Origin of the sequence: Gimesia sp. (genome assembly GCF_048262075.1) — a bacterium.
Lineage (GTDB): Bacteria > Planctomycetota > Planctomycetia > Planctomycetales > Planctomycetaceae > Gimesia.
In genome coordinates, this window is sequence record NZ_JBLXFK010000001.1 from 273,567 (window position 1) to 293,312 (window position 19,746).

The 19,746-nt window shown below is 48.8% G+C and carries 12 protein-coding genes and 3 pseudogenes; 6 read left to right on the forward strand and 9 right to left on the reverse strand.

Going from position 1 to position 19,746, the window contains the following annotated elements; genetic code table 11:
* Positions 1-102 precede the first annotated feature (102 nt).
* Positions 103-261 (reverse strand): annotated as a pseudogene (locus ACN0YH_RS00980) (IS3 family transposase); the annotation flags it as partial.
* 316 nt (positions 262-577) lie between these two features.
* Between ACN0YH_RS00980 and ACN0YH_RS00985 the strand changes: the two are divergent.
* On the forward strand, positions 578-2,044 hold the full coding sequence (locus tag ACN0YH_RS00985) for an alkaline phosphatase family protein (RefSeq protein ID WP_417377687.1): 1,467 nt from the start codon (positions 578-580) through the stop codon (positions 2,042-2,044).
* Positions 2,045-2,526: 482 nt separating this feature from the next.
* On the opposite strand, the gene ACN0YH_RS00990 is transcribed toward ACN0YH_RS00985, so the two are convergent.
* Positions 2,527-4,635 (reverse strand): hypothetical protein, encoded by a 2,109-nt coding sequence (locus ACN0YH_RS00990; protein ID WP_417377688.1) that lies wholly within the window; start codon positions 4,633-4,635, stop codon positions 2,527-2,529.
* A 241-nt stretch (positions 4,636-4,876) separates the two neighbouring features.
* Between ACN0YH_RS00990 and ACN0YH_RS00995 the strand changes: the two genes are divergently transcribed.
* The 4 genes from ACN0YH_RS00995 to ACN0YH_RS01010 all read left to right on the forward strand — a co-directional run bounded on the left by ACN0YH_RS00995 (position 4,877) and on the right by ACN0YH_RS01010 (position 11,505).
* The gene (locus ACN0YH_RS00995) at positions 4,877-6,061 is read left to right on the forward strand and encodes a hypothetical protein (RefSeq protein WP_417377689.1); all 1,185 of its coding nucleotides are present in this window, start codon (positions 4,877-4,879) and stop codon (positions 6,059-6,061) included.
* Positions 6,052-7,260 (forward strand): ankyrin repeat domain-containing protein, encoded by a 1,209-nt coding sequence (locus tag ACN0YH_RS01000; RefSeq protein ID WP_417377690.1) that lies wholly within the window; start codon positions 6,052-6,054, stop codon positions 7,258-7,260. Before ACN0YH_RS00995 ends, ACN0YH_RS01000 begins: the two co-directional genes overlap by 10 nt.
* 874 nt (positions 7,261-8,134) lie before the next feature.
* Positions 8,135-8,713 carry a hypothetical protein gene (locus ACN0YH_RS01005; RefSeq protein ID WP_417377692.1) on the forward strand — a complete coding sequence of 193 codons (579 nt, stop codon included), beginning with the start codon at positions 8,135-8,137 and terminating at the stop codon, positions 8,711-8,713.
* Positions 8,710-11,505 carry a UvrD-helicase domain-containing protein gene (locus ACN0YH_RS01010; protein WP_417377693.1) on the forward strand — a complete coding sequence of 932 codons (2,796 nt, stop codon included), beginning with the start codon at positions 8,710-8,712 and terminating at the stop codon, positions 11,503-11,505. The genes ACN0YH_RS01005 and ACN0YH_RS01010 overlap by 4 nt, the downstream gene beginning before the upstream one ends.
* Here the strand turns inward: ACN0YH_RS01010 and ACN0YH_RS01015 are convergent.
* The 6 genes and pseudogenes from ACN0YH_RS01015 to ACN0YH_RS01040 form a co-directional block, all read right to left on the reverse strand.
* Complete coding sequence (locus tag ACN0YH_RS01015) at positions 11,457-12,014, reverse strand: hypothetical protein (RefSeq protein WP_417377694.1); 558 nt, start codon at positions 12,012-12,014, stop codon at positions 11,457-11,459. The two genes, ACN0YH_RS01010 and ACN0YH_RS01015, sit on opposite strands and share 49 nt — an antisense overlap.
* Before the next feature lie 17 nt (positions 12,015-12,031).
* Complete coding sequence (locus tag ACN0YH_RS01020) at positions 12,032-12,910, reverse strand: DNA adenine methylase (RefSeq protein ID WP_417377695.1); 879 nt, start codon at positions 12,908-12,910, stop codon at positions 12,032-12,034.
* Between the two features lie 26 nt (positions 12,911-12,936).
* A complete protein-coding gene (locus ACN0YH_RS01025) occupies positions 12,937-14,325 on the reverse strand; it encodes a hypothetical protein (RefSeq protein ID WP_417377696.1) in 1,389 nt (462 codons plus the stop codon).
* Between the two features lie 102 nt (positions 14,326-14,427).
* A pseudogene (locus tag ACN0YH_RS01030) lies at positions 14,428-14,694 on the reverse strand (DNA methyltransferase); the annotation flags it as partial.
* 54 nt (positions 14,695-14,748) lie between these two features.
* Positions 14,749-15,189, reverse strand: a complete 441-nt coding sequence (locus tag ACN0YH_RS01035) for a hypothetical protein (RefSeq protein ID WP_417377697.1) — start codon at positions 15,187-15,189, stop codon at positions 14,749-14,751.
* Positions 15,182-15,347, reverse strand: a pseudogene (locus ACN0YH_RS01040) (DNA methyltransferase); the annotation flags it as partial. The gene ACN0YH_RS01035 and the pseudogene ACN0YH_RS01040, both read right to left, overlap by 8 nt.
* Positions 15,348-15,833: 486 nt before the next feature.
* On the opposite strand from ACN0YH_RS01040, the gene ACN0YH_RS01045 reads away from it, so the two are divergent.
* Positions 15,834-17,852, forward strand: coding sequence for a CehA/McbA family metallohydrolase (locus tag ACN0YH_RS01045; protein ID WP_417377698.1), 2,019 nt, complete (start codon positions 15,834-15,836; stop codon positions 17,850-17,852).
* A 24-nt stretch (positions 17,853-17,876) separates the two neighbouring features.
* Here the strand turns inward: ACN0YH_RS01045 and ACN0YH_RS01050 are convergent, their stop codons facing one another.
* The gene (locus ACN0YH_RS01050) at positions 17,877-19,553 is read right to left on the reverse strand and encodes a TolC family protein (protein ID WP_417377699.1); all 1,677 of its coding nucleotides are present in this window, start codon (positions 19,551-19,553) and stop codon (positions 17,877-17,879) included.
* Positions 19,554-19,746: the final 193 nt, after the last annotated feature.

Below are 19,746 nucleotides of genomic sequence, written 5' to 3' on the forward strand. Positions count from 1 at the left end.
ACGTTGGTCAGCCCGCTAATGATTGAGATCACCGAGTGCCCGCGATCGATGATCAATTCAAAAAACGCGCACCAGCGGGCACTTCGGTGCATCGATTTGTTATCCGCCGTACTGATTCCGCCAGCGCAGGTAAGTCGATTCACTGACTTCCAGGACCTGCAGCACGGAAGCCAGATCTTTACCAGCATTCAGCATCGCATCCGCATCACGAAACTTGCGGACAATTTGCTCGGGGTTGCGATGTTTTCTTCTCTCGTTCATCAAAAGTTCTCCTCGTCAAAAGGACGCTAAGAACCTTCATAACATTTGGACCAGTTTTTTAAAAGCAGACCAAATTATCCGTCTATCACAGAAAGAGAGCAAAGTAGCGGTCTAACTCGCAGGCAGGAAGTAGTCGTAGGACCAATTGTATCTGTCACATGCCCGTTTGTCATACTTTTCTCTGCATGATAGACTGTTTCTTACGAGCGATCAGCGGGGTGCAACCGCATTGGCGGACAAGTCGGAAGACGATGAGTTCTCGGTGTTACTCCTGGGGTGTGTCAGGACACCTGCATGGTCACCAGAATCTTTTGGAATGATTTTAGAATTGGATAGTTCATTGGTTAAAGCGATTTTTTATGGATCAATCGCCTGGGAGAAAACTTGCATGTGTAATAGTTATGGTCGGTTCTACTGTCTGATTGTTGTTGCTCTGGTCTGTCTAAACACTCTGACTGTGGCTCAAGCAGCCGATGCGCAACATCACGTGGTTGTTATCAGCATTGACGGGTTAGCAGCCTATCTTGTTGATGATCCTAAAGTTCCGTTGCCAACAATTCGTCGACTCGCGCGCGAAGGCTGTATCGTTGACGGTGGAATGAAAGTTTCTGATCCTTCTGTCACCTGGCCCAACCACACAACTTTGATAACAGGCATGAAACCTGGTCGACATGGTGTACTTGCAAATGGGGTTCTGGTGCGTGGCGGAATTGGAGTGCCAGTAAAGATTGATTCACATCGCGACCAGAGTGATCTTGTGAAAGTTCCCACCGTGGTGGATGTGGCTCATACCGCAGGGCTGAGAACCGCTGAAGTGAACTGGCCATGTACTCGAAATTCAAAGTCGCTCGATGACCAGTTTCCTGATGTGCCCAACGCTCTTGATTTCACAACGCCGCGATTACGAACCGAACTGATTGAAGAGGGGCTCTTGAAGGACGAGACACACGCCTCTTTTCGGAAAGCCAGCATCGTTGGGTTGGATTATGTCTGGACTGAAGCAGCGTGTCACTTAATTCGTGAACGTAAACCACATCTCATGCTTGTCCATCTGCTGAATAATGATGCGACACATCACAAGCGGGGAGCACAGTCACAAGAAGGCTACACTGCCAATGCGTATGCTGACATGTGTGTCTCTCGAATTATAGACGCGATCGATGATGCTGGCATTCGTGAAAAGACGACGATTATTCTGGTGTCTGATCATGGTTTTACGCTCACGCCCAAAGCGATTCGGCCCAACGTTTTACTGCGACAGGCAGGTTTACTGAAGGTCGAAGGTGGCAAGCTGACGCAGGCACAGGTCCATGTGATTCCAGAAGGTGGCATTGGTCTTGTGTACTGCACTAATCCAGCTGATGCTGCTCGGGCTTCTGCTGATTTCAAGAAGATGCTCTCAGGGCAGGAAGGCGTCGCCGACGTTCTCTTGCCAGATCGTTTCGACGAAGTCGGATTCCCGCATCCGCGTGAAAATGAGCAGGTACCTGACGCCATTTTGATCGCGAAAGATGGATACGCCGTTTCCGGTTCCGTGACAGGAGATACCTTTGTCACCACGTATGAAGACGCGCGAACGTCTCTTGGCTCTCATGGGTTTCTGGCAAAACTACCGAAGATGAATGCCATGTGCATCCTGTCCGGTGCTGGCATCCAATCAGGAGTAAAACTTCCAACAGTTGACAATACCGTGATCGCTCCCACCATCGCCAAACTACTGGGACTCAAATACCCTGATGTCGACGGTAAGCCATTGTTGCAAGCAATACAGACCAGCGACTGAAGCGTATGATTCACGATCACGCCCCGCAGACTTTGTCTGAATTCCACTACAGGACGGTCCCTCAAGAGCTTTTGAACGAGGCCATCGCCTGGCTGGGTCGCGAACTGGGGCGCGTCTGCGTAGAGAAGGATGTGTGTTCCGACGAACTTAAAAAACACTTTTGAAATTACCAGATATGTTAAATATCCAGTTATACGTTCCAATGTATTTAGGACGAGTGGTTCGATACTCCCTCTTCCGCTCCGTAAACTGCAGCAGGAATCCGTTCAATTAAGTCTCCTAAGGCTAGATCCCCAACCCGGAGCAATGGTGGCGGGTTTTTCTTACGATTGAGCTTCTGCATTGGTGCGATGTGGGATGTGCAGCAGCATGGCTTCAGCGTATTTCTAGAAGAGCGGTTACACAATGTCTAATTCATCCCGGGTCGGTCTCTTGGCAGTCGGTGTGACAAAGACATGCATCCTGTAGCACTTACGAGATTATCAGTCTGCCTCATATGGCCACTGGATTGTCAGTTTATGGACGCGTCCGGTGTCATCGCCAATTACAATTGTCTGCAGATCCTTAGAGAGCGTCACGCTGGTGACTGCGTCATCCATTCGCCAGACATGTCTGCGTTTTCCTTTCACACAATCCCACAGAATCAGGCTATGATCATCAGAACCGGAAACAGCAAAAGTGCCGTCAGCGGAGATCAACACAGAGCAGACTCTTTCAGAATGTCCTTTGAATGTTTTTTGCAGTTTTCCAGTTTCGAGATCCCAGAGTTTCAGACTGTGATCGGTCGAGCCGGAAATAATCCGTGTACCATCAGAGGATAACGCCATACAGGTTATTTTGCCTTTGTGTGCTGACAGTGTCCGCAGCAGCTTTCTGGACTTGAGGTCCCAGACTTTGAGACTTTGATCATCGGAGCCTGTAACGATCTTTTTGCCATCCGGCGTGATGGCAACGCAGTTTACCGACTCGTCGTGTGCTTGGATCGTGTGAAGTACTTTTCCGGTGGCGATGTTCCAGATCTTCAGACAGTTATTCCAAGCACCGGAGACGGCCTTCTTTCCATCGGGGGTTACCGCGACAGAGTGTACGACATGATCGTGCCCCAGGAGCGTGTTTATCAAAGTGCCCTGCTTGAGATCCCAGATCCGGACTGTATCATCAAAAGAACAGGAAACGATCTGCTGCCCGTCCGGCGTGACTGTCAGCCCCTCAACCGAACCATGATGCCCCTTCAGGGTCCGACGGACCTTGCCACTCTTCAAATCCCACAGCTTGATAGTCTCGTCATGTGCCCCGGATACAATCGTTGTCTGGTCAGGAGTCAGTGCCATTGAGTTTACATAGCTGGTGTGTCGTGGTACGAGAGGAGCCAGACTCTCTTTTTCCAGGTCCCAGACGCGGAGAGTATTGTCTCCCGATCCTGAAATGAGCCGCTTCCCTTGCTGAAACACAACGGCATCATGCACACCGCGGGTATGACCCGTCAGGGTCTGCAAGAGTGTGCCTGTCTCCAGGTCCCAGACTTTGAGAGTTTCATCCAGAGCACCGGTAATCGCAGAACGCCCATTCGGGGTAATTGCGACGCTGTAAGCCCAGTCCGAGTGCGCCCGGATCGTTTTCAGCAGTTTACCTTGGGCACAGTCCCAAATTTTCAGCCTGCCATTACCCGAGATGGAAAGAATCCTGCTGCCATCAGGGGTGACGGCGACACTTTCAATTCGCTCTGTGTGGCCTTTGAGTGTATGCAGCAATTCCCCAGTCTCGATGTTCCAGATTTTGAGTGTTTCATCATCCGAAGCAGAAACCAGATGTTTGCTGTCTGGCGTCACGGCCAGACGGTTAATGGAGCTGTCATGCCCTTCCAGTTGCTGTAATACCGTTTTCTGTTTTAGATCCCAGATTAAGATTGTCTGATCGTCCGATCCGGAAATGAACCGCTTGCCGTCTGGTGTCAGAGCCAGGCTGATCACACAGTCCGAATGCTGTCGCAACGTCTGTTTGAGTTTACATTTCAGGTTTTTGATTAATTTTCCGCACTTTACATCCCAGACTTTGATCGTGTCATCAAGGGCACCTGAAATGATCTGTTTTCCATCGCGCGTCACAATGGCGCAAATGACCGAATCAGTATGCCCCTTGAGAGTCGTCAACAACAGGCCCCGGCTGATATCCCAGACTTTCAGAGTCCTGTCATCTGAGGCTGATACGGCAAATCGCTCGTCCGGTGACACTGCTACCCAGTTAATCGCATCGTCATGCCCGGGTAGAGTCCGCAGCAGCGGTCCCCCCGGTCGCTGAAACGCGGGCCATTCGGAACGGATCAGCAGTTGATCTTCCGGAAAACTCTGAAAGGGTGCCAGGAACGGCTCAGTCTGACTCACCAGCCGTGCCTGTAGCTGTTCCCGCAGTGATTCGGGATGATCACGTAAAGTGTGGCGGGATAAATCCAGAGCCGCCTGGATGATTTGCGTTTCCGGGGCAGTACTCTCGGAGTACTCTTCGATTAAATGATCGATGCCTTTTCTATTGAGGATTGCTGCCATCCAGTCGGGGTTTGATAAGTCTGCTGTCGTGGGCTGACGTTTTGCCATCCGGGAGTCCTGCCTGAGTATTGTGTCCGGTCGTCCCAAAGAAACGATTTTGACATCGTACATTGACACAACACGGTTGTCCACTTCATGACAGACCACGAAACAACTGAGCTAAACAGCTTATTTCAGATCTCAGCAGGCGTCTATCGTTACTCCCCCCAGAAAGTATTTGACTGTCACGACACAGTTGGCAAAATAGACAACACCTTTACAGTAATAATTGCAAAGGCTGTTTTCCATTATGTCAGACACAAAACTCTCCCGGCAGGAACTATACGAACAAATCTGGTCTGTCCCAACCTCTCGCCTGGCGACAGAATTTGGGCTTTCTGATGTCGGGTTGGCAAAACTTTGTAAACGCCACAATATTCCCCGCCCACCACGCGGCTACTGGGCCAAGAAAGAAGTTGGTAAAGCTCCAGCACAAACTCCACTCCCTCCGGGCGAAAATGACGACCAGATCATCGTTTCCTATGTAGAACAAGAACGCTACGAAAAATCAGGCTTGAGTGGGCAGATTCAAAGAACTGAAACGGAAGAAGAAAAGCCTGAGAAGAAAATTGAAGTTGCCTGCAGTTTAAGAGGTGCCCATAAGCTGATTACTGCAACGAAAGAAGAATTTATCGGAGCTCAAGCAGGTGATGCTGGAATCCTTGTTCCTGATCAAAATCCATCCTTGAACATCAGTGTCACTCGAAACTGCCTTCACCGTGCGTTTTTAGTGATGGATGCACTCATTAAAGCACTGGAGCTGAGAGACCTGATCGTCTCTGAGGGCCCCACTGTTTCCATCTTCGGGGAATCTGTTGCTTTTGGGATCAAGGAACGTATCAAAGTCACGAAGGAACTACCTGAAGAACATGACCTGACCGGTGCTTACCAATTTGCCTATAAAAACTACGTGACGCACGAAATCGCCACCGGGGAATTATCTATCTATATCGATGAACCGAATTCGTATCGAATAAGTAGTTATCGCAAGCAATGGAGAGATGCCAAAAAACAAAGGGTCGAAGACTGCTTAAACAAAGTCGTCAGCGGCTTAGTCAAATTTGCCGCTCGCAAGCGAGAAGTCAGACTGGAGGATGAAGAACGTGAAAGAGAATACAAACAAGCTGCCGAACAACGTGCGTTAGAAAAACAACAGCGAGCGGAGCTGCGACAACAACAGGCAGAGGAACAGGAACGGGTAAATAGCCTGGTTCAGGAAGCCAGATCCTGGAAAACCAGTCGTGAGATTCGGCAGTATCTGGATTTCATCCGTGAATCGAACAAATCCAGTTCCGGGGCTATTACTTTGTCTCCCGAACTGGAGCAATGGCTGTCCTGGGCCGAAGATCAGGCTGACCGCCTGGACCCACTCAAAGAGTCTCCGTCTTCGATCCTCGACCTCGATATCCCGGAGGAGCCTCGATCGTGGTTCTAATACCGACTCGATACCGTCTGGCACAGTCACGTGAAGAAATTGAACCCCTGGTCCAACTCTGCAGAGAGGGAAAGGTGTTCCAGGTCCAGGAATGGATCGTTGAGAACAGACCAGTCGATCCCCCAGTCCCTGTCAATGGAGGTAACCAAAAACATACCCCGCTACGGTACGCGATAGAGCGTGGTTTTCACAGCCTGGTAGAAGTGCTGCTGGAAGGGGGAGCCTCAATCGGCTCTGAATATGGCTACTGCCCCATGGGCCTGGCGATCTCAAAACAAAGGCTGGACCTGGTAAAGCTGATCGCAGATCACGGATTTCAACCTTCCAGGATCGACATGGATGAAGTCTTCGAGTCATGGGAACCTGAAATCATGGAGTTTTTCATCGATAACGGTGCCGACGTGGAAACTGGTATGCCACTGGCAACTGCATTGTGTAATCGAACCCGGACCGCACTTCGGATATTCAAAAAATACCGGGAGCGTTTTCCCAGTTTTCAGGAACAGGCGAATGTGGCTTTGCGTCATCACTGCCAGGAAGGAAACCTGAAGTGGGTCTCACTGCTGTTGTGGGCAGGTGCTGACCCGTTTACCCCTGGTGAATCTGAGCCTGGCAGGGAAATTGATCCCGAAGATGGCGGACTATCCGCTCTCGGCTTTGCAGCACTCTGGGGGAACTACAAAGTATTCTCCTTGAAACAGATCAAGATCAGGCCCGATCATCCCGCGGTCTACGAAATATTGAAATATGCCGACAGAGACGAAGGTTACGACCTGATCCATAATCTGCTCAAACAAGGAATGAACCCGAACGAGCAGGACAATGGAGGTTGTTCTGCTATCCAATCCTTACTGGTTTCACTGGACTCATGCATGTTTATGAGATACAGCTCCCGGGAGGATCATGGCAGGAAATATGATACAGAGACTGCACGTAACAAGCTGAAGCTAATTCATCTTCTGGCGAAGCACGGCGGAAAGTGGATACCTGTTGATCCTGGCGACATAACAGCTGCTCGCCGGTCTCTATTGAAGATGACCGAAGATTACACCATCGAGTTTGTCTGGATCATGTCAAAGTACCAAGCATGCTCGAAATCGGATATCAAGACTCTGCTAAAAACTCCCACGATCAAAAAACATACCAAAGCGCACCGTCCTAAGTTGAACGAACTGGTCGATCAACTTAGGACTGAATAGCCAGCCTGAGAAAATCTAATATTTGCTTGCCTTGAGACAGTACTTACCTTCCAGGAGCCTACAATCCGTCCTGGGCAGGATGGACGCATACTTACTGGCCAGAGCGGGACTTCGTTCACCCAGGAACCCTGGCAACTTACTTAAGAAGCCTGGACATCGCCGCTCTAGCCCAACCTGTTTGAAGAATTTCAAAAGTTCTATCCAACCGATTACTTCGATGCCTTAATGACATCTTCTGAGCCAAATTCGACTCTGGATTGGTCCTTTTTTCTGCCGTCATCCGCTTGACTCATAAAATGTGACAGAAATGCGTTTCCATTTTTGAAATTAAAACGAGACTAAGAAATATTTTTTCACCATAAGCCATTACTTCACATCACCTTATGTCATTACTTGTGCCACCGGTTCCAAATTGACCTTCGTGACGATGGGTTTAAAAGTCATGCTGAAGGTCTGTTGGAGCCAAGGGGGCTTCTAAATCAGGAACGAACAAGCCAGAGGAAAGTTCAAATGAGTAATGCGGTGAAATCCAAGCAGTTGGTCAAGTTTTACGTTTCACAAGACAAACATGATTTAATCAGAGTCGCTGCGGCTCTGAATCGCACGAGCATGGCAGATTATGCGAGACAAATCGTGACCGCCGATGCGAAAACCACATCGACAAGATTGCTGCCAGTCAGAGGAGAGTTGAACGGTGGATTCAGCAGGGAGATAGAGATACCCCTATCAGATGGAATCCAAAAGTAGTTTTTACTTTCATCATCCTGCTACAGAGTAGCCTTGAGAGCGATTTTGAAAGGTTCACATTTACAAAAGATGAGCGTCGACACACGCCTCTGAAACCACGTGCCGACGCTCGTAGAAAGCAAGGAATATGTTAACTCAAAACCCAGACCACGGGAAGCTGAATGTTACCACAAAGAAGCGGCGTACATCTCGAAAATTCCCCCCGCGAACATCGATTCAAACCCTCAATGATCTTTGCGGGGACGATGATGATGACACGTACGGAAGTTCGTACACATCCTTCCACAAAGGAGAGACACCTCAGAACACATTGAATGAGGAGGCTCGTGAAAAGTTCCTTAAGCAGCTCGATCCTGAAGATGAGGAACGTGGTACCCATGTGCCCAAATATGTGCTGTCCATAACTAGAAATGCTGCCGACGCTCTGACATTGTCACAGATTCGCTACTGGATTAACTTGTCTGGGCACGATCCCATACCTCACAAGAAACTTTTTTACAAATGGACTGCATTGACATCGAAAGAGCTTGGTAAACAACTCTATCGAACAGAGGACGAGATTGAGAAATCACTCAAGCGGTTGAAGACTTCTGGGCTAATCGACTGGAAGATAAAAATGTTCGGCGGCTTCCGAAAGCGTCATATCTGGGTCAACTGGGAAAAGATCGCCAGCGAATATCAAAAAGCAAGGAAAGAAGAGAAATGATTGATTTAGTCAAAAGGTGTCCCTGCAGCACCTATTGCTTTCACCAACCTGCCAAATGGCAACTTGGAAACCGCTCTTTGGCTGGTTGGTCAGCAGGTAACCCGTCAAATGGCGGAAACATAACTAAGAGTTACCTTTCTAAGAGTTCATACAAAGACTTACTAAGAAACCCGGCACATCTCGGCTTCGCCGTCAATGTGCCGAAATCTTATTATTTGATCGGGAGAAAGAAAAACAAAGTTAAGCTCTGCTTGCTTTTAGTGTTTGTCCCGATCAACAGGATTTCTGCAACCATTGAGCAAGCGGCAGCACACCGAAATGCCGATCGGCTGGATCTTGCGGCCATCGGTACGGTACATAGCGTGGCACACCGGCTCTTGTCCCGGTATGCAATCGAGATGGGGTTGTCACCACGACTTGAAGTCGTCACTGAAATCGCAAGTGACCGGGCACTGAGCGATTTGCTTGGCAACATACCGCTCACGGTCTGGCAACCGTTCTCTGACCGCGCCAAGCGACTGGGAATCACAGACTTGCATCGTCGTATCCTGGATCTGCTTACGGCAAAGCGAGGCAATGTGATCAGCGATGATGACTTTACGTCACAAATGGCGGTCAGTGCCGACCGGGTTTGCGAGCTCCTTGCGCCCTCCGGAGTTTCTGGATTTGAAACGCCGATTGACCAATTGTATGACTTTGCCGATCAGGCGTTGACGAATATTGACGCACTGATCAACGACACGCAGAAAAATACGAACGGTGCGCGACAGAAGCTCCGCCAACTCAAATCCAAACAGATTCCGCTTTGGGGCAGCTACCTGTTTGCAAGCCGAATTAAAGCCGGCACGACTTCAGGTGCGGATAGAATGCTTGATGCATTGAGGAACCATGCATCACAAGTACGGCAGAATAATCAGTTGCAGTCGGATATTAGAGAATTCTCGTCAATTCTGGCCCAGGAAACGATTCGTCTTGAGTCGCAATACACGGAATACAAGATGGAACGCGGCTTGGTTGACTTTACTGACCTCGAAACTTTATTGCTGCGACTTCTTGAGAATGAAACTCTCGCCGCTCGTTTGGCTGAAGACTTCGACCTTGTCCTGGTTGATGAATTCCAGGACACTAATCCATTGCAACTCGCAATCTTCCAGCAATTACGACAATTCTCACCGCGGAACCGCTGGGTCGGTGATCCAAAGCAGGCGATTTATGGCTTTCGCGATACAGATCCAGAGTTGGTCGACGACATCTGGAACAATTCATCCGACGCCACACGGACTGAACTCCCCGACAACTACCGCAGCCAACGTGGCCTGGTTCAGTTGGTCAGTGTGTTGTTCGAGCCGATATTTGGAACAGATGCCAAACAGAATCCGAAGAGGCCGGCCCAATCGCGTGGAGTTGAGCGATGGGTGTACGACACGCGGAATCAACCGGACGACGCTACAGCACTTGCCTGTGGAATTGCGAAGTTAAAGAGAGAAGGAGTTCGATTTGGGGATATTGCGATCCTTGAACGAACGAACCGATTGTTACCCCCCATCGCCACCGCTTTTGATGGCCTTGGGATTCCCTATCTGCTTGAAAGCCCCGGATTATTATCCACGCGGGAAGGGGCAATTGTCCTAGCTGGTCTGCGATTGGTCGCCGACCGCACTGACTCGCTTGCTGCAGCAACGATACTTCATCTGTTGAGCGATCCAGAAAAGGACACACCAGACTGGATTAGAGAGCGTCTGCAGGCTGTTCATAACACGCAGGACGGTGATGAGGATGAGTTGTCGCCTGATAGCTACATACCCTGGAGCGACGACGCAAGATTTTCTCGCATTGAAAAGATTGATCGATCGCTCCTCTCGCCAACCGTAATCGTTCAACAAGTCATTGAATCACTCGATTTACCGATACTCGTCCAACGATGGGGTGATCCCGGACGTCGATGCTCGAACCTCGACTCTATGCTCCGACATGTACATGAATATGAGGAAGTAGCATTAGACAGTGGTCAAGCGGCGACCTTAAGTGGATTTATTTTGTATCTCGAACAGCTCCAAGCAGATGAACTCGATCTTCGCTACCCACCGCAGGGACACGATGCCGTAACTCTGATGACTTACCATTCAGCCAAGGGACTCGAATGGCCAGTCGTTGTATTGAGTGGGCTGAACTCCGACCGATCTCCCGACATGTGGTCGCCTGTTGTTACAGGTGGCGGAGAAGGTAATGAATCACCACTGTCAGGGCGGACGCTGCGATCGTGGACGTGGCCCTTTGGTAAAACCGATGGTCCATTCGGTGGGCTATGTACCGGGAGCGGCCTTGAGGATGACGCTTTGCTCTCGCCTGAGGGGCAGGCACAAACGATTCGCGAGACTAACGAGAATCTGCGGCTCCTTTATGTGGGATGCACGCGAGCGAGGCAGAAGCTCGTGTTTGCACATCGAGACAATAAGTACGCCTGGCTAGCAAAGCTCGACGCCGTAGATGTCTTGCTCGACTGCAGCCTAGGCGAAGGCGAACACGAACTGGACGGAATTGACACGACGCTCGTCGTGCGACGACTTGATGCCGATATGATCGACGACTGTCGCTTCGACACAAAACACAAAGAACGCTGGCTGTCGTTGTCTGGAAACTCAAATCCCCCGGAATTCGCCCCCCGCTTTCATTCTCCCAGTCAAGCTACTATAGAATCAGGGGGTGCCAAGTTTGAAACTGAGGATCTGCCAGGACCGTCACATTACTGGATAGCCCATTCAGCTACAGATGGCTCTACAGGAGCACCATGAATAGCTGCATTTGCTGCATTAATAATTTTGTCCAGCCCACCTATTGCACGATAATCGAACACACCTGCTTGGCTCAAACTGTCCAATGTTTGTCGAATTGAAAATGATTCTTTCACACCATGCCTCACTGCAATTAATTTTACGCGCTTTTCTATTTCTATTCTTAAGCCTGCCAGCGCTAAATTGGGATCGCGGTTAGCAATTGTTAAAAACGGGAGTTCGTCTAGAGAGGGATCAGCTGTAGTTGTGGTTGTAGTTGAACTTTGTGTGATATCATCCGACGCATTTTTCAAATCACGAAATTTCACTTCCCAACCACCTGGTAGCTTTGCACTTTCAATCAATGTCGAGAACCAAGGAAGAGCAGCAAAAACTAAAAGGCCGATGGTAATAGAATCAATCTTAAGGTCTGGAAAGATGAGATGCACTACAATAAAAACTGTTGCGGTACCAGTGAATCCAAGTTTAAGCCAGATAATTCCAGATATTTTCTTTAACCATTGTGGCATAAATGACACCTATTGATTTAATTCGTTGCCAGTCCCGCATCGATGTATGAGAGTGAAGATTGATGCGGGATTTTTGTTTTATCACTAAACACAATCACTTCACTGCCTTTGTAAGCAGATGATGCATTGTATTGGAGCTCATAGAGAAATTTATTCCGTTCAGCATAGCATTCAAGAATTTCAGGTACTCCATCGTATGAAACTATCCATGGTTGTGATATTTGTCTTTGAATTGTTTTTGCAATACGCTGATGGTCTTCTGGTTTATAATGATGTAGATAAAGCCGATCTGCTTTTTTAAAATACGGTGGGTCACAGTAGACTAGTGAATTTTCTGGAAGACGTGGAAGATACTGTGTAATAAACCGTTCTGCATCCCAATTTCTAAGTCGAATGTGTTTCTTTTTCAAAGCAATCGATTCGATCCTGGTGATTAAATCATTTCGTGGAAATCGGGCATCCATTTTCCATTTTCCATCTTGTTTCAGGCCACCGATTAAACCAGCGGAAAGTATGCCTGATCGATTACATCGATTCAGAAAGAATGTACTAAATCCTAGTTCAAAAAGATCAACATCGTGAGGTCGTGAGAAAATTTCTTTCTGTTTTCGCCATTCAGACACGGTCATTGAAGCTCGTCTTATCTTACGGCAAAACTGCTCCGTTTCATTTAGTATAGAATGCCAAAAAGCGTAAATAGGACGGCTTGCGTCATTGAGATGGATTTTTTTTACGTACTTATTTAAAAGCAGCTCAATTGCTACTCCAGCCCCACCTGCATATGGCTCTGCATACTCCCCTCCTAGTAGATCATTTGTTAAAAGTATTTCATGAACAAAAGGAGCTAACTTCTGTTTACCGCCTGGATAACGCAATGGTGTTTTGAACTGACTCATTAATACCCCCAATGTCATCTGAGTTCCTAGGTATTCATTGCCTCAAGTAACGGAAAGATATTTGAAAAAACCGTGCAAATATGAGATTCATTAATTGTAAAGGTTGGACTGTGAACTAACTGGTTCATAGATGTCACTGATAAGAATCCCTCAGGCGTATTCAACTCTGTGATTGCACCATGGAGAGCTTTTTTCATTCCTTGGTCAGTGTTATTCTTCGTGAGATGCTTCGCAATATCTCTCAGTAAGTCCTTGAGGGGTCTTTCCATTCCATTAGTTTTAGTTAGTCGAGGGCCGCCGGATGTTTTATGATCATCACAATATGCCTTTGCAGAAATTTCAAACATACTTCTTAACAAGAAGCAGAACGCGATAGGATGTTTTGTTAATCTAAGCGAGATAGCTTCCGCTAGTAAGGTTGCGACTTTTTGGCGATTTGGTCCGATTGGAGTGAACGCATTTAGTGTATCTTTTAATGCTTTTTCTGTATTAATCGGCTTTGCTACAATCTTTCCTGATTTTTTGTTGGTGCTCGTTTTGGTTGTAGTTTTAGTTTTTTTAGTCCCAGATTTATTTCCTCCAGTTCCGGAAGTATTTGAAGATGTGGCATTTGGAATGGGGAGTGCTGGGAATTTATATTTGTGCTCACCGAATTCTGTTGTTTTAGCGCGTATATCTGGAAATTTAAGTCGTTTGAGTCCTATATCCTGCATTACCATTTCTAAATTGCGCCGAAACTTGATTTTAGGGTATTTAGTTGCGAGTTCCTTTGAAGTATTTACACCGCAACGAGTGGCAAGTTTATTTATTGCCTCCTCCAACACTGTTATAGGATAGTCTCCCCCCCATCGCTCAGCCTGATCCCTGCTTAAAGTCTTTCCAATTTCTAGATATTTCTCTAATAGATCTAATGCAGGTTCACTTCCACCATTTTTGTCACGATTGTGCCTGGCTCTTGCAACTCCGTTCCAGATATCTCGCCCTGCCTTCTCTCCTTTACCATGCGCTAATGTGATGATCTTATCGACTTCGTTTTCTTCTGATGAATCATATATCACACAAGGTACGCGTTTATTAATTGACTTCCATTCTCGTGCAAGTTCGTTGATGCTTTCATTTATAGAATCTGGCAAAAGATTATCTGAATCTTCTACATATCCTAATATCAATTTGAGTGATGCGATTCGTCTGTTACCCTCTTTTACAATCAATGATCGTCCAGATTTTAGAACAATAATATTCTCTGTTGGATGGAAACCATCATCTAGAAGACTTTCCATAAGTGCCCAAAATTTATTTGGCTTTAATGCAATCATCGAATTAATTGCGCTGGCTTCATTTTTCTGTGTGACTGTTCGAAAATTGTTCAGGTCTAGTTTTAACTTTTTTACCTCTATCGACTTATTTTCAGGCATAGCTTTGTGTTCCTTAATAAAACATATACAGTTGTTTCAATGTTTATATGAACACATACTGGTGCGGATTGCAAATATTTCAAAGAAACTATTTTATCAGTTTTAATAAAACAAAACCCTGTGAGACAACCGATTTACCGCCTGTTCACACCAGTGTTTTTCAATTTCAATGCCAATAAACCGGCGGCCGTGGTCTCTGCAAACCAGGGCCAGCACCATGGAACCGCCGAAGGTGTCCAGGACGGTGTCCCCCTCGCGCGTGCTGGTTAAAATGATATGTTCCAGCATTTTCAGCGGCTTCTGACAGGGGTGTTTGTGCTTGGATGGTTTGACGGTGGCAAAATCCCAGACATCGGTAAACGGTCGACGTGGGGTGGCGTTGAAGGGGCGGCGTAACTGCTCGTGTTCGGCCTTCCGTTTTTCCTACTCTGATTTTAATTCTGAGTAGTGCCGTTTAAAGCAATGGGGGAACACCTCTTGCAGGCGTTCGTAATACAGTGGGGTAGGGATGCTGTAACCCTTTTCCCAGTTCGAACAGGCCCCGCCGTGGTTCACATTGCCGTAGGCTCCTACCGCGGCGGTGAGATCTATCTTGGTCAGGCTATGCTGTTCTCTCACCTGGGTGATGTATTTGCCGAACACCTCCCGCGCGGCTTCATCGCATTTTTGACGGTATCCCGCCGGGGCGCTCGAGTCGGCCGGTTCGTTGATTTGCTCGGCAAAGATGATGCATTCCGTTTGCGGAAAATAACCCCTCAGCGCGGCCTTGTCGGCCCCTTTATGTTTGCCGGCAGCTTTCCGCCAGGTAAGCCGATTGAGAACGTTAAACCGCTTTCTGATTTCCCCCTCGACTCCCCAGGACATTCTCGCGGCGTTCTTCGAATTGATCGGACACGAACTTGAGAAACGACGTGTTTCTATTCGGAAGACTCCACACTGCCCCGCAGCCGATTTGCGGAATCCCAGAGGGACTCCTCAAATCCTTTCTCACTCTTTTGGGGGGCTGCTTTTTTCTTCGCTATGATGGTTCCCTGGTGTTGGTTATTAATGGTGTTTGCAGATGTCTGTCGAGTGTTGTTTTCTGACTGTTGGTCAAGCCAACAGTGCCACCCGACGAACAGAATTGAGGCAAGTTTACAGTACCACCCGGACTTTGAGATCACGGAAGGTTCGAATTTTGACTACGGCGAAAGGCACACAAACATACGCGTTGCAGGGTGATCTGGCAGACGATATCTGCATGTTCATCAAGAATTCACATACTAACACCGTGATATCGTTTAACCTGTTGATTTCAGTCGCTAGACTGTGTCCCACTATACTATAGCGTCACCATGAGAGTTCGCCCCGAGTAGCGTTGATTGCGAGGCGCTCTGTTTCAATGTGATGCGATCTCGGGTAGAGTTGATAATCAGACCTGCCGGGGACCCACTGCCGGGAAATACGAAAACATCTTCTTGTCCTGCCAACTTTAAAATCATCATCCCACCACCAAAGGAGTCCAGCAAATGGACCTGCGTCATATCAGAACAGTGATTCTGCTCACAGTCTGTGGAATTGGAAATCTCATCAGTCCCCTGGAAGCCTCTCTGAAGCCGATCGTGATCGATGCTGAGTCGCATGAGCTGAAAGGAAAAGTCACGTATAGCAAATCGTTTTCTGCACCTGTCAACACAACCGAGTATGCCCTGCTCTTCGATCAGGATCTGCAAAAACAAAGTTCAGGCGGATACTGGAACGTGCACATCAACGGCAAACTGCTGGGACGACTGGAAGCACATACCCCCCAGCTCGGTGCGGACAAAAAACATGATGGGTTTCACCGCATCGGTTTAGCGGTGCCGGCAAAGATTCTCAAAGAGGGCGAAAACAGTCTGACGATCACGGGCCGGGGACAGCCTGCGGTCTTACGCAATTTTGTCCTGGAACCCCACCCGCTGAAACAGGCACTCCAACTGGAGGCTGTGACCGTGCAGGTGAAGACACCAGAGGGACAGCCCGTTCCTGCCCGCATCACCGTGGTGAACCAGCGTGGGCAACTCGCCAAACTTTACCATGCCCGTCAGCCAACCACCGCCGTCCGACCGGGAATACTCTATACACTGGGAACCGGTGATACATTCGAGTTGCCTCCGGGAAAGTATACCCTGTATGCAACACGCGGCATGGAATGGGGCGTGGCCAGGCAGCCGATCGTCGTCGAGAACAACCAGCCCCAGAACCAGACGCTGGTCATTGCACACGAAGTCGACACAACCGGCTTTCTCGCTTGCGACAGTCATATTCATACTTTACCTGGCAGCGGTCACGGAAATGCCACGTTCGAGGAACGTATGATTACGATCGCCGGCGAAGGCATTGAAGTCGCGGTTGCCACCGATCACAATCACATTTCTGATTACACGCCCTATCAAAAGGCGGCGGGGACTCAAACGCATTTCCATTCGATTTCCGGTGATGAAGTCACAACCCACAATGGTCATTTTACTGCATTCCCATTTGATCCTGCGCAGGCAGTTCCCGGCGGTGTGAAGGGCCGCAATCCACTGTTTCTGAAAAATGACAACTGGGACGAGTTGATCGCCGACATGCGGAAAAAAGGGGCAGAAGTAATCATCTTGAACCATCCCTATTGGCCTTCCATTCTGAAAGGCCCCTTCGGACGATTTCACTTCAATCGCAGCACCGGGAAGCGGAGCGAGGGACCTGCGTTTAATTTCAACGGCTATGAAGTGGTACAGCCGGCAAATGAAACCCCTGATTTTTTCTACGCACTCGAAGACTGGATGTCATTGCTCAACCGCGGATTAAAACTCACCGCTGTTGGGGCCACTGATTCCCACACGGTCAACGATCCGGTCGGCCAGGCCCGCACCTATCTCCAGAGTCAGACCGACGACATATCTCAGATCGATCGCCAGGAGGTGTATCGTGCCTTCACGGAAGGCCGGGCCACAGCGGCAGCAGGTATTTTTGCCAATCTGAAGCTGGACGGACAATTTGGCATGGGAGACCTGGTTCCTGCGGAAGGACTCACAGACAGCAGCAAAAACCAACCCTCAAAGTTAACTGCCACCTTACGTGTCGCTGCTCCATCATGGGTTCGTCCACGCGAAGCGATGATCTATGTCAATGGAAGGCAGGTCGCACAGAAAACCATCGATTCCACGCTTAATCAGCCCACCGATCAGACACTGGAGTTTGAGATTGAACAGCCTGCGCATGATGCCTACGTGGTGGCATTTGTGCTCGGTGATGGAATCACGCTCCCTGGCTGGACGACCTATGGCAAGGCCACGCAGGCCATCACAAACCCGATCTTTTTGGATGTGGATGGCGACACAAAATATAGTGCCCCCCGTGTGACAGCAAAAAGACTGCTCGCCGCCTACAGAAAACAGCATGAACAACTCACACCGGCTCTGCAGAAAACGCTGCTTGAATCTGCAGCGGTAACAGCAGACCCAGCCGTCCTGCTGCATGTCAAAGCTCTGCTCCCAGTAAAGGTCGATCAGCAACCTGAGTGAATGGGACTTGACTTGCTCTTGAGATCACTCCTGAACAAATTCAGGGACCTGATCTTCAGCCAGGGCAGCTCGATAATCGGCTTTTTCCCTGAAATAGAGGAGTTTCGCGTCCACTGCTTTCTCAGCAGATTCCACGGCATACTGTTCGCGTAAAGTTACTTTTAACAGGTCTGACAAACCTTCTTCGAAATTACGACGTTCCCTGCGTGCCAGATCTTCCGCATAACCGACAGCCTGCTCAGCCTGCTGCGCCTGTTTATAGGCTCCGATCAGACCTGCATAGGCAAATTCGACTTCGGCGACAATTTTTTCTTCGGTCAGTTTCCGCTTCGCGCTGAGCTGCGAGATTTTCCCGCTCACTTTCTGTATTTTCCCGCGCGCCTTGCGACGTTCCAGGGGAACTTCCATCAAAAGTAAGGCATCCAGTTCAAAAGGGCCTTTATCGTTCTTAGGACTGGTTCGATATCCCACATCCTGGGAGGCCGCCATGACTAAATCGACGGACGGGAGACAGTCATTTTGCGCCTCTGAGTGATCGATATCCAATTGACGCTGCAGAAGATTGATCGCATAAATCTCCGGTCGTTGTTCCAATGCAAGTTGTGCATCGAAGGCAACCCGTTCTGCATCGACCGATTCCAGCTCAGGAAATGGGGGGAGAAGTTCGGGACCTGGAATCACCGGAGCGCCGTTGGCATCCCGAAAATACAGGGAAAGCTTCACTGCCGTCTGTTGCAATTTCCGCTCTGCGAAAGCACGTCTGCCAGAACGTTCTGCGACCAGGCGCAGGTTATCAGTCAACTCGGGAGGATCCAGAAAACCATTCTCAACCTGACTACGTATCCGGTCAGTTCGATCCTCCGCCAGTTTAAGTATGCGGTCTGCAATAACCAGCTTTGCTCCCGCTGCCACCCAGTCCCAGTAGGCGTATGTGCCTTCCTGCACAAAGCTGATCAGCTGAGCCTGGATATCCGGCTCGACGGCCTGCACTCCGAAAGTGGAACGCCACAACGCAGCCCGTCGCGCATCGATATCACGATTTCGTGATAGGGGAACTGAAAACCCTGCTTTAAATTCCCCCCCTTCATTCGTCTGACGTTCCAGGTACCAGGGTTGAAAACTCCCCCGTCCCACACGATAACCGGCAAATACTTCTCCCCCCTGGTACAGAGGTTGAATCACACCGATATGCTGACGATAGGTTTTGTAATAGCCCATCGGTCCATTCTCTGTACCCGCCTTCAATTTTCGGTCGAATTCACCCAGTGTTTCCAATCGTTCTCCGGATGCCACCTCACGCGAATAGAGGGCAGCCTCCAACAGAGGATAGCTCTGATAAACCGAATTGATGACATCTTCCAGGTCAATCCCCTCCGCGCTGGGAGTGAAATTCTTATCTGGCAGCGGAGGAATTTCGGGAATGGCAAATGTCTCCGCAGTCACCGAATCTGAAGAGACCTGTTCGATGACCGGTTCCGCTTCGAGGTTATCCAGGACTCGGGTATTCTTCGACTCTTCTTGAGACTCCTGATCGCCTGTTGCCAGCAACAGCGTTTTTTCCGGTTCAACGACAGATGAATCGTCGAGCGAAATTCGAGCAGGAGTATTCTTGGGTTCCGGCGCAGATTGAGTCAGGCTCTGTCTGGAACCGGCACAACCTGCCAGGCCGAAAGCGATGATCACGATCAAAACTCGAAACATTATTTCATAACTCAATGGGCGGGTTAAATATTGTCCGAATCAATGACGCTGTCACTACAATCGATACGACGGTTATTATTCATGAATTCGTCACAACGCAAACAACTAATTGACCTGAAGTTGGGGCGCAGGCATTTTCTCTGAAGATCATCGCGCGCCTTTCGCAAGACACAACGAAGGCCGCAAACTCACC

What these genes read in the sequence shown, in the direction of transcription:
- ACN0YH_RS00985 (WP_417377687.1), top strand. Translation starts at nt 578, where the DNA reads ATGATTTTAGAATTGGATAGTTCATTGGTTAAAGCGATTTTTTATGGA.
- ACN0YH_RS00990 (WP_417377688.1), bottom strand. Translation starts at nt 4,635, where the DNA reads ATGGCAAAACGTCAGCCCACGACAGCAGACTTATCAAACCCCGACTGG.
- ACN0YH_RS00995 (WP_417377689.1), top strand. Translation starts at nt 4,877, where the DNA reads ATGTCAGACACAAAACTCTCCCGGCAGGAACTATACGAACAAATCTGG.
- ACN0YH_RS01005 (WP_417377692.1), top strand. Translation starts at nt 8,135, where the DNA reads ATGTTAACTCAAAACCCAGACCACGGGAAGCTGAATGTTACCACAAAG.
- ACN0YH_RS01010 (WP_417377693.1), top strand. Translation starts at nt 8,710, where the DNA reads ATGATTGATTTAGTCAAAAGGTGTCCCTGCAGCACCTATTGCTTTCAC.
- ACN0YH_RS01015 (WP_417377694.1), bottom strand. Translation starts at nt 12,014, where the DNA reads ATGCCACAATGGTTAAAGAAAATATCTGGAATTATCTGGCTTAAACTT.
- ACN0YH_RS01020 (WP_417377695.1), bottom strand. Translation starts at nt 12,910, where the DNA reads ATGAGTCAGTTCAAAACACCATTGCGTTATCCAGGCGGTAAACAGAAG.
- ACN0YH_RS01025 (WP_417377696.1), bottom strand. Translation starts at nt 14,325, where the DNA reads ATGCCTGAAAATAAGTCGATAGAGGTAAAAAAGTTAAAACTAGACCTG.
- ACN0YH_RS01035 (WP_417377697.1), bottom strand. Translation starts at nt 15,189, where the DNA reads ATGTCCTGGGGAGTCGAGGGGGAAATCAGAAAGCGGTTTAACGTTCTC.
- ACN0YH_RS01045 (WP_417377698.1), top strand. Translation starts at nt 15,834, where the DNA reads ATGGACCTGCGTCATATCAGAACAGTGATTCTGCTCACAGTCTGTGGA.
- ACN0YH_RS01050 (WP_417377699.1), bottom strand. Translation starts at nt 19,553, where the DNA reads ATGTTTCGAGTTTTGATCGTGATCATCGCTTTCGGCCTGGCAGGTTGT.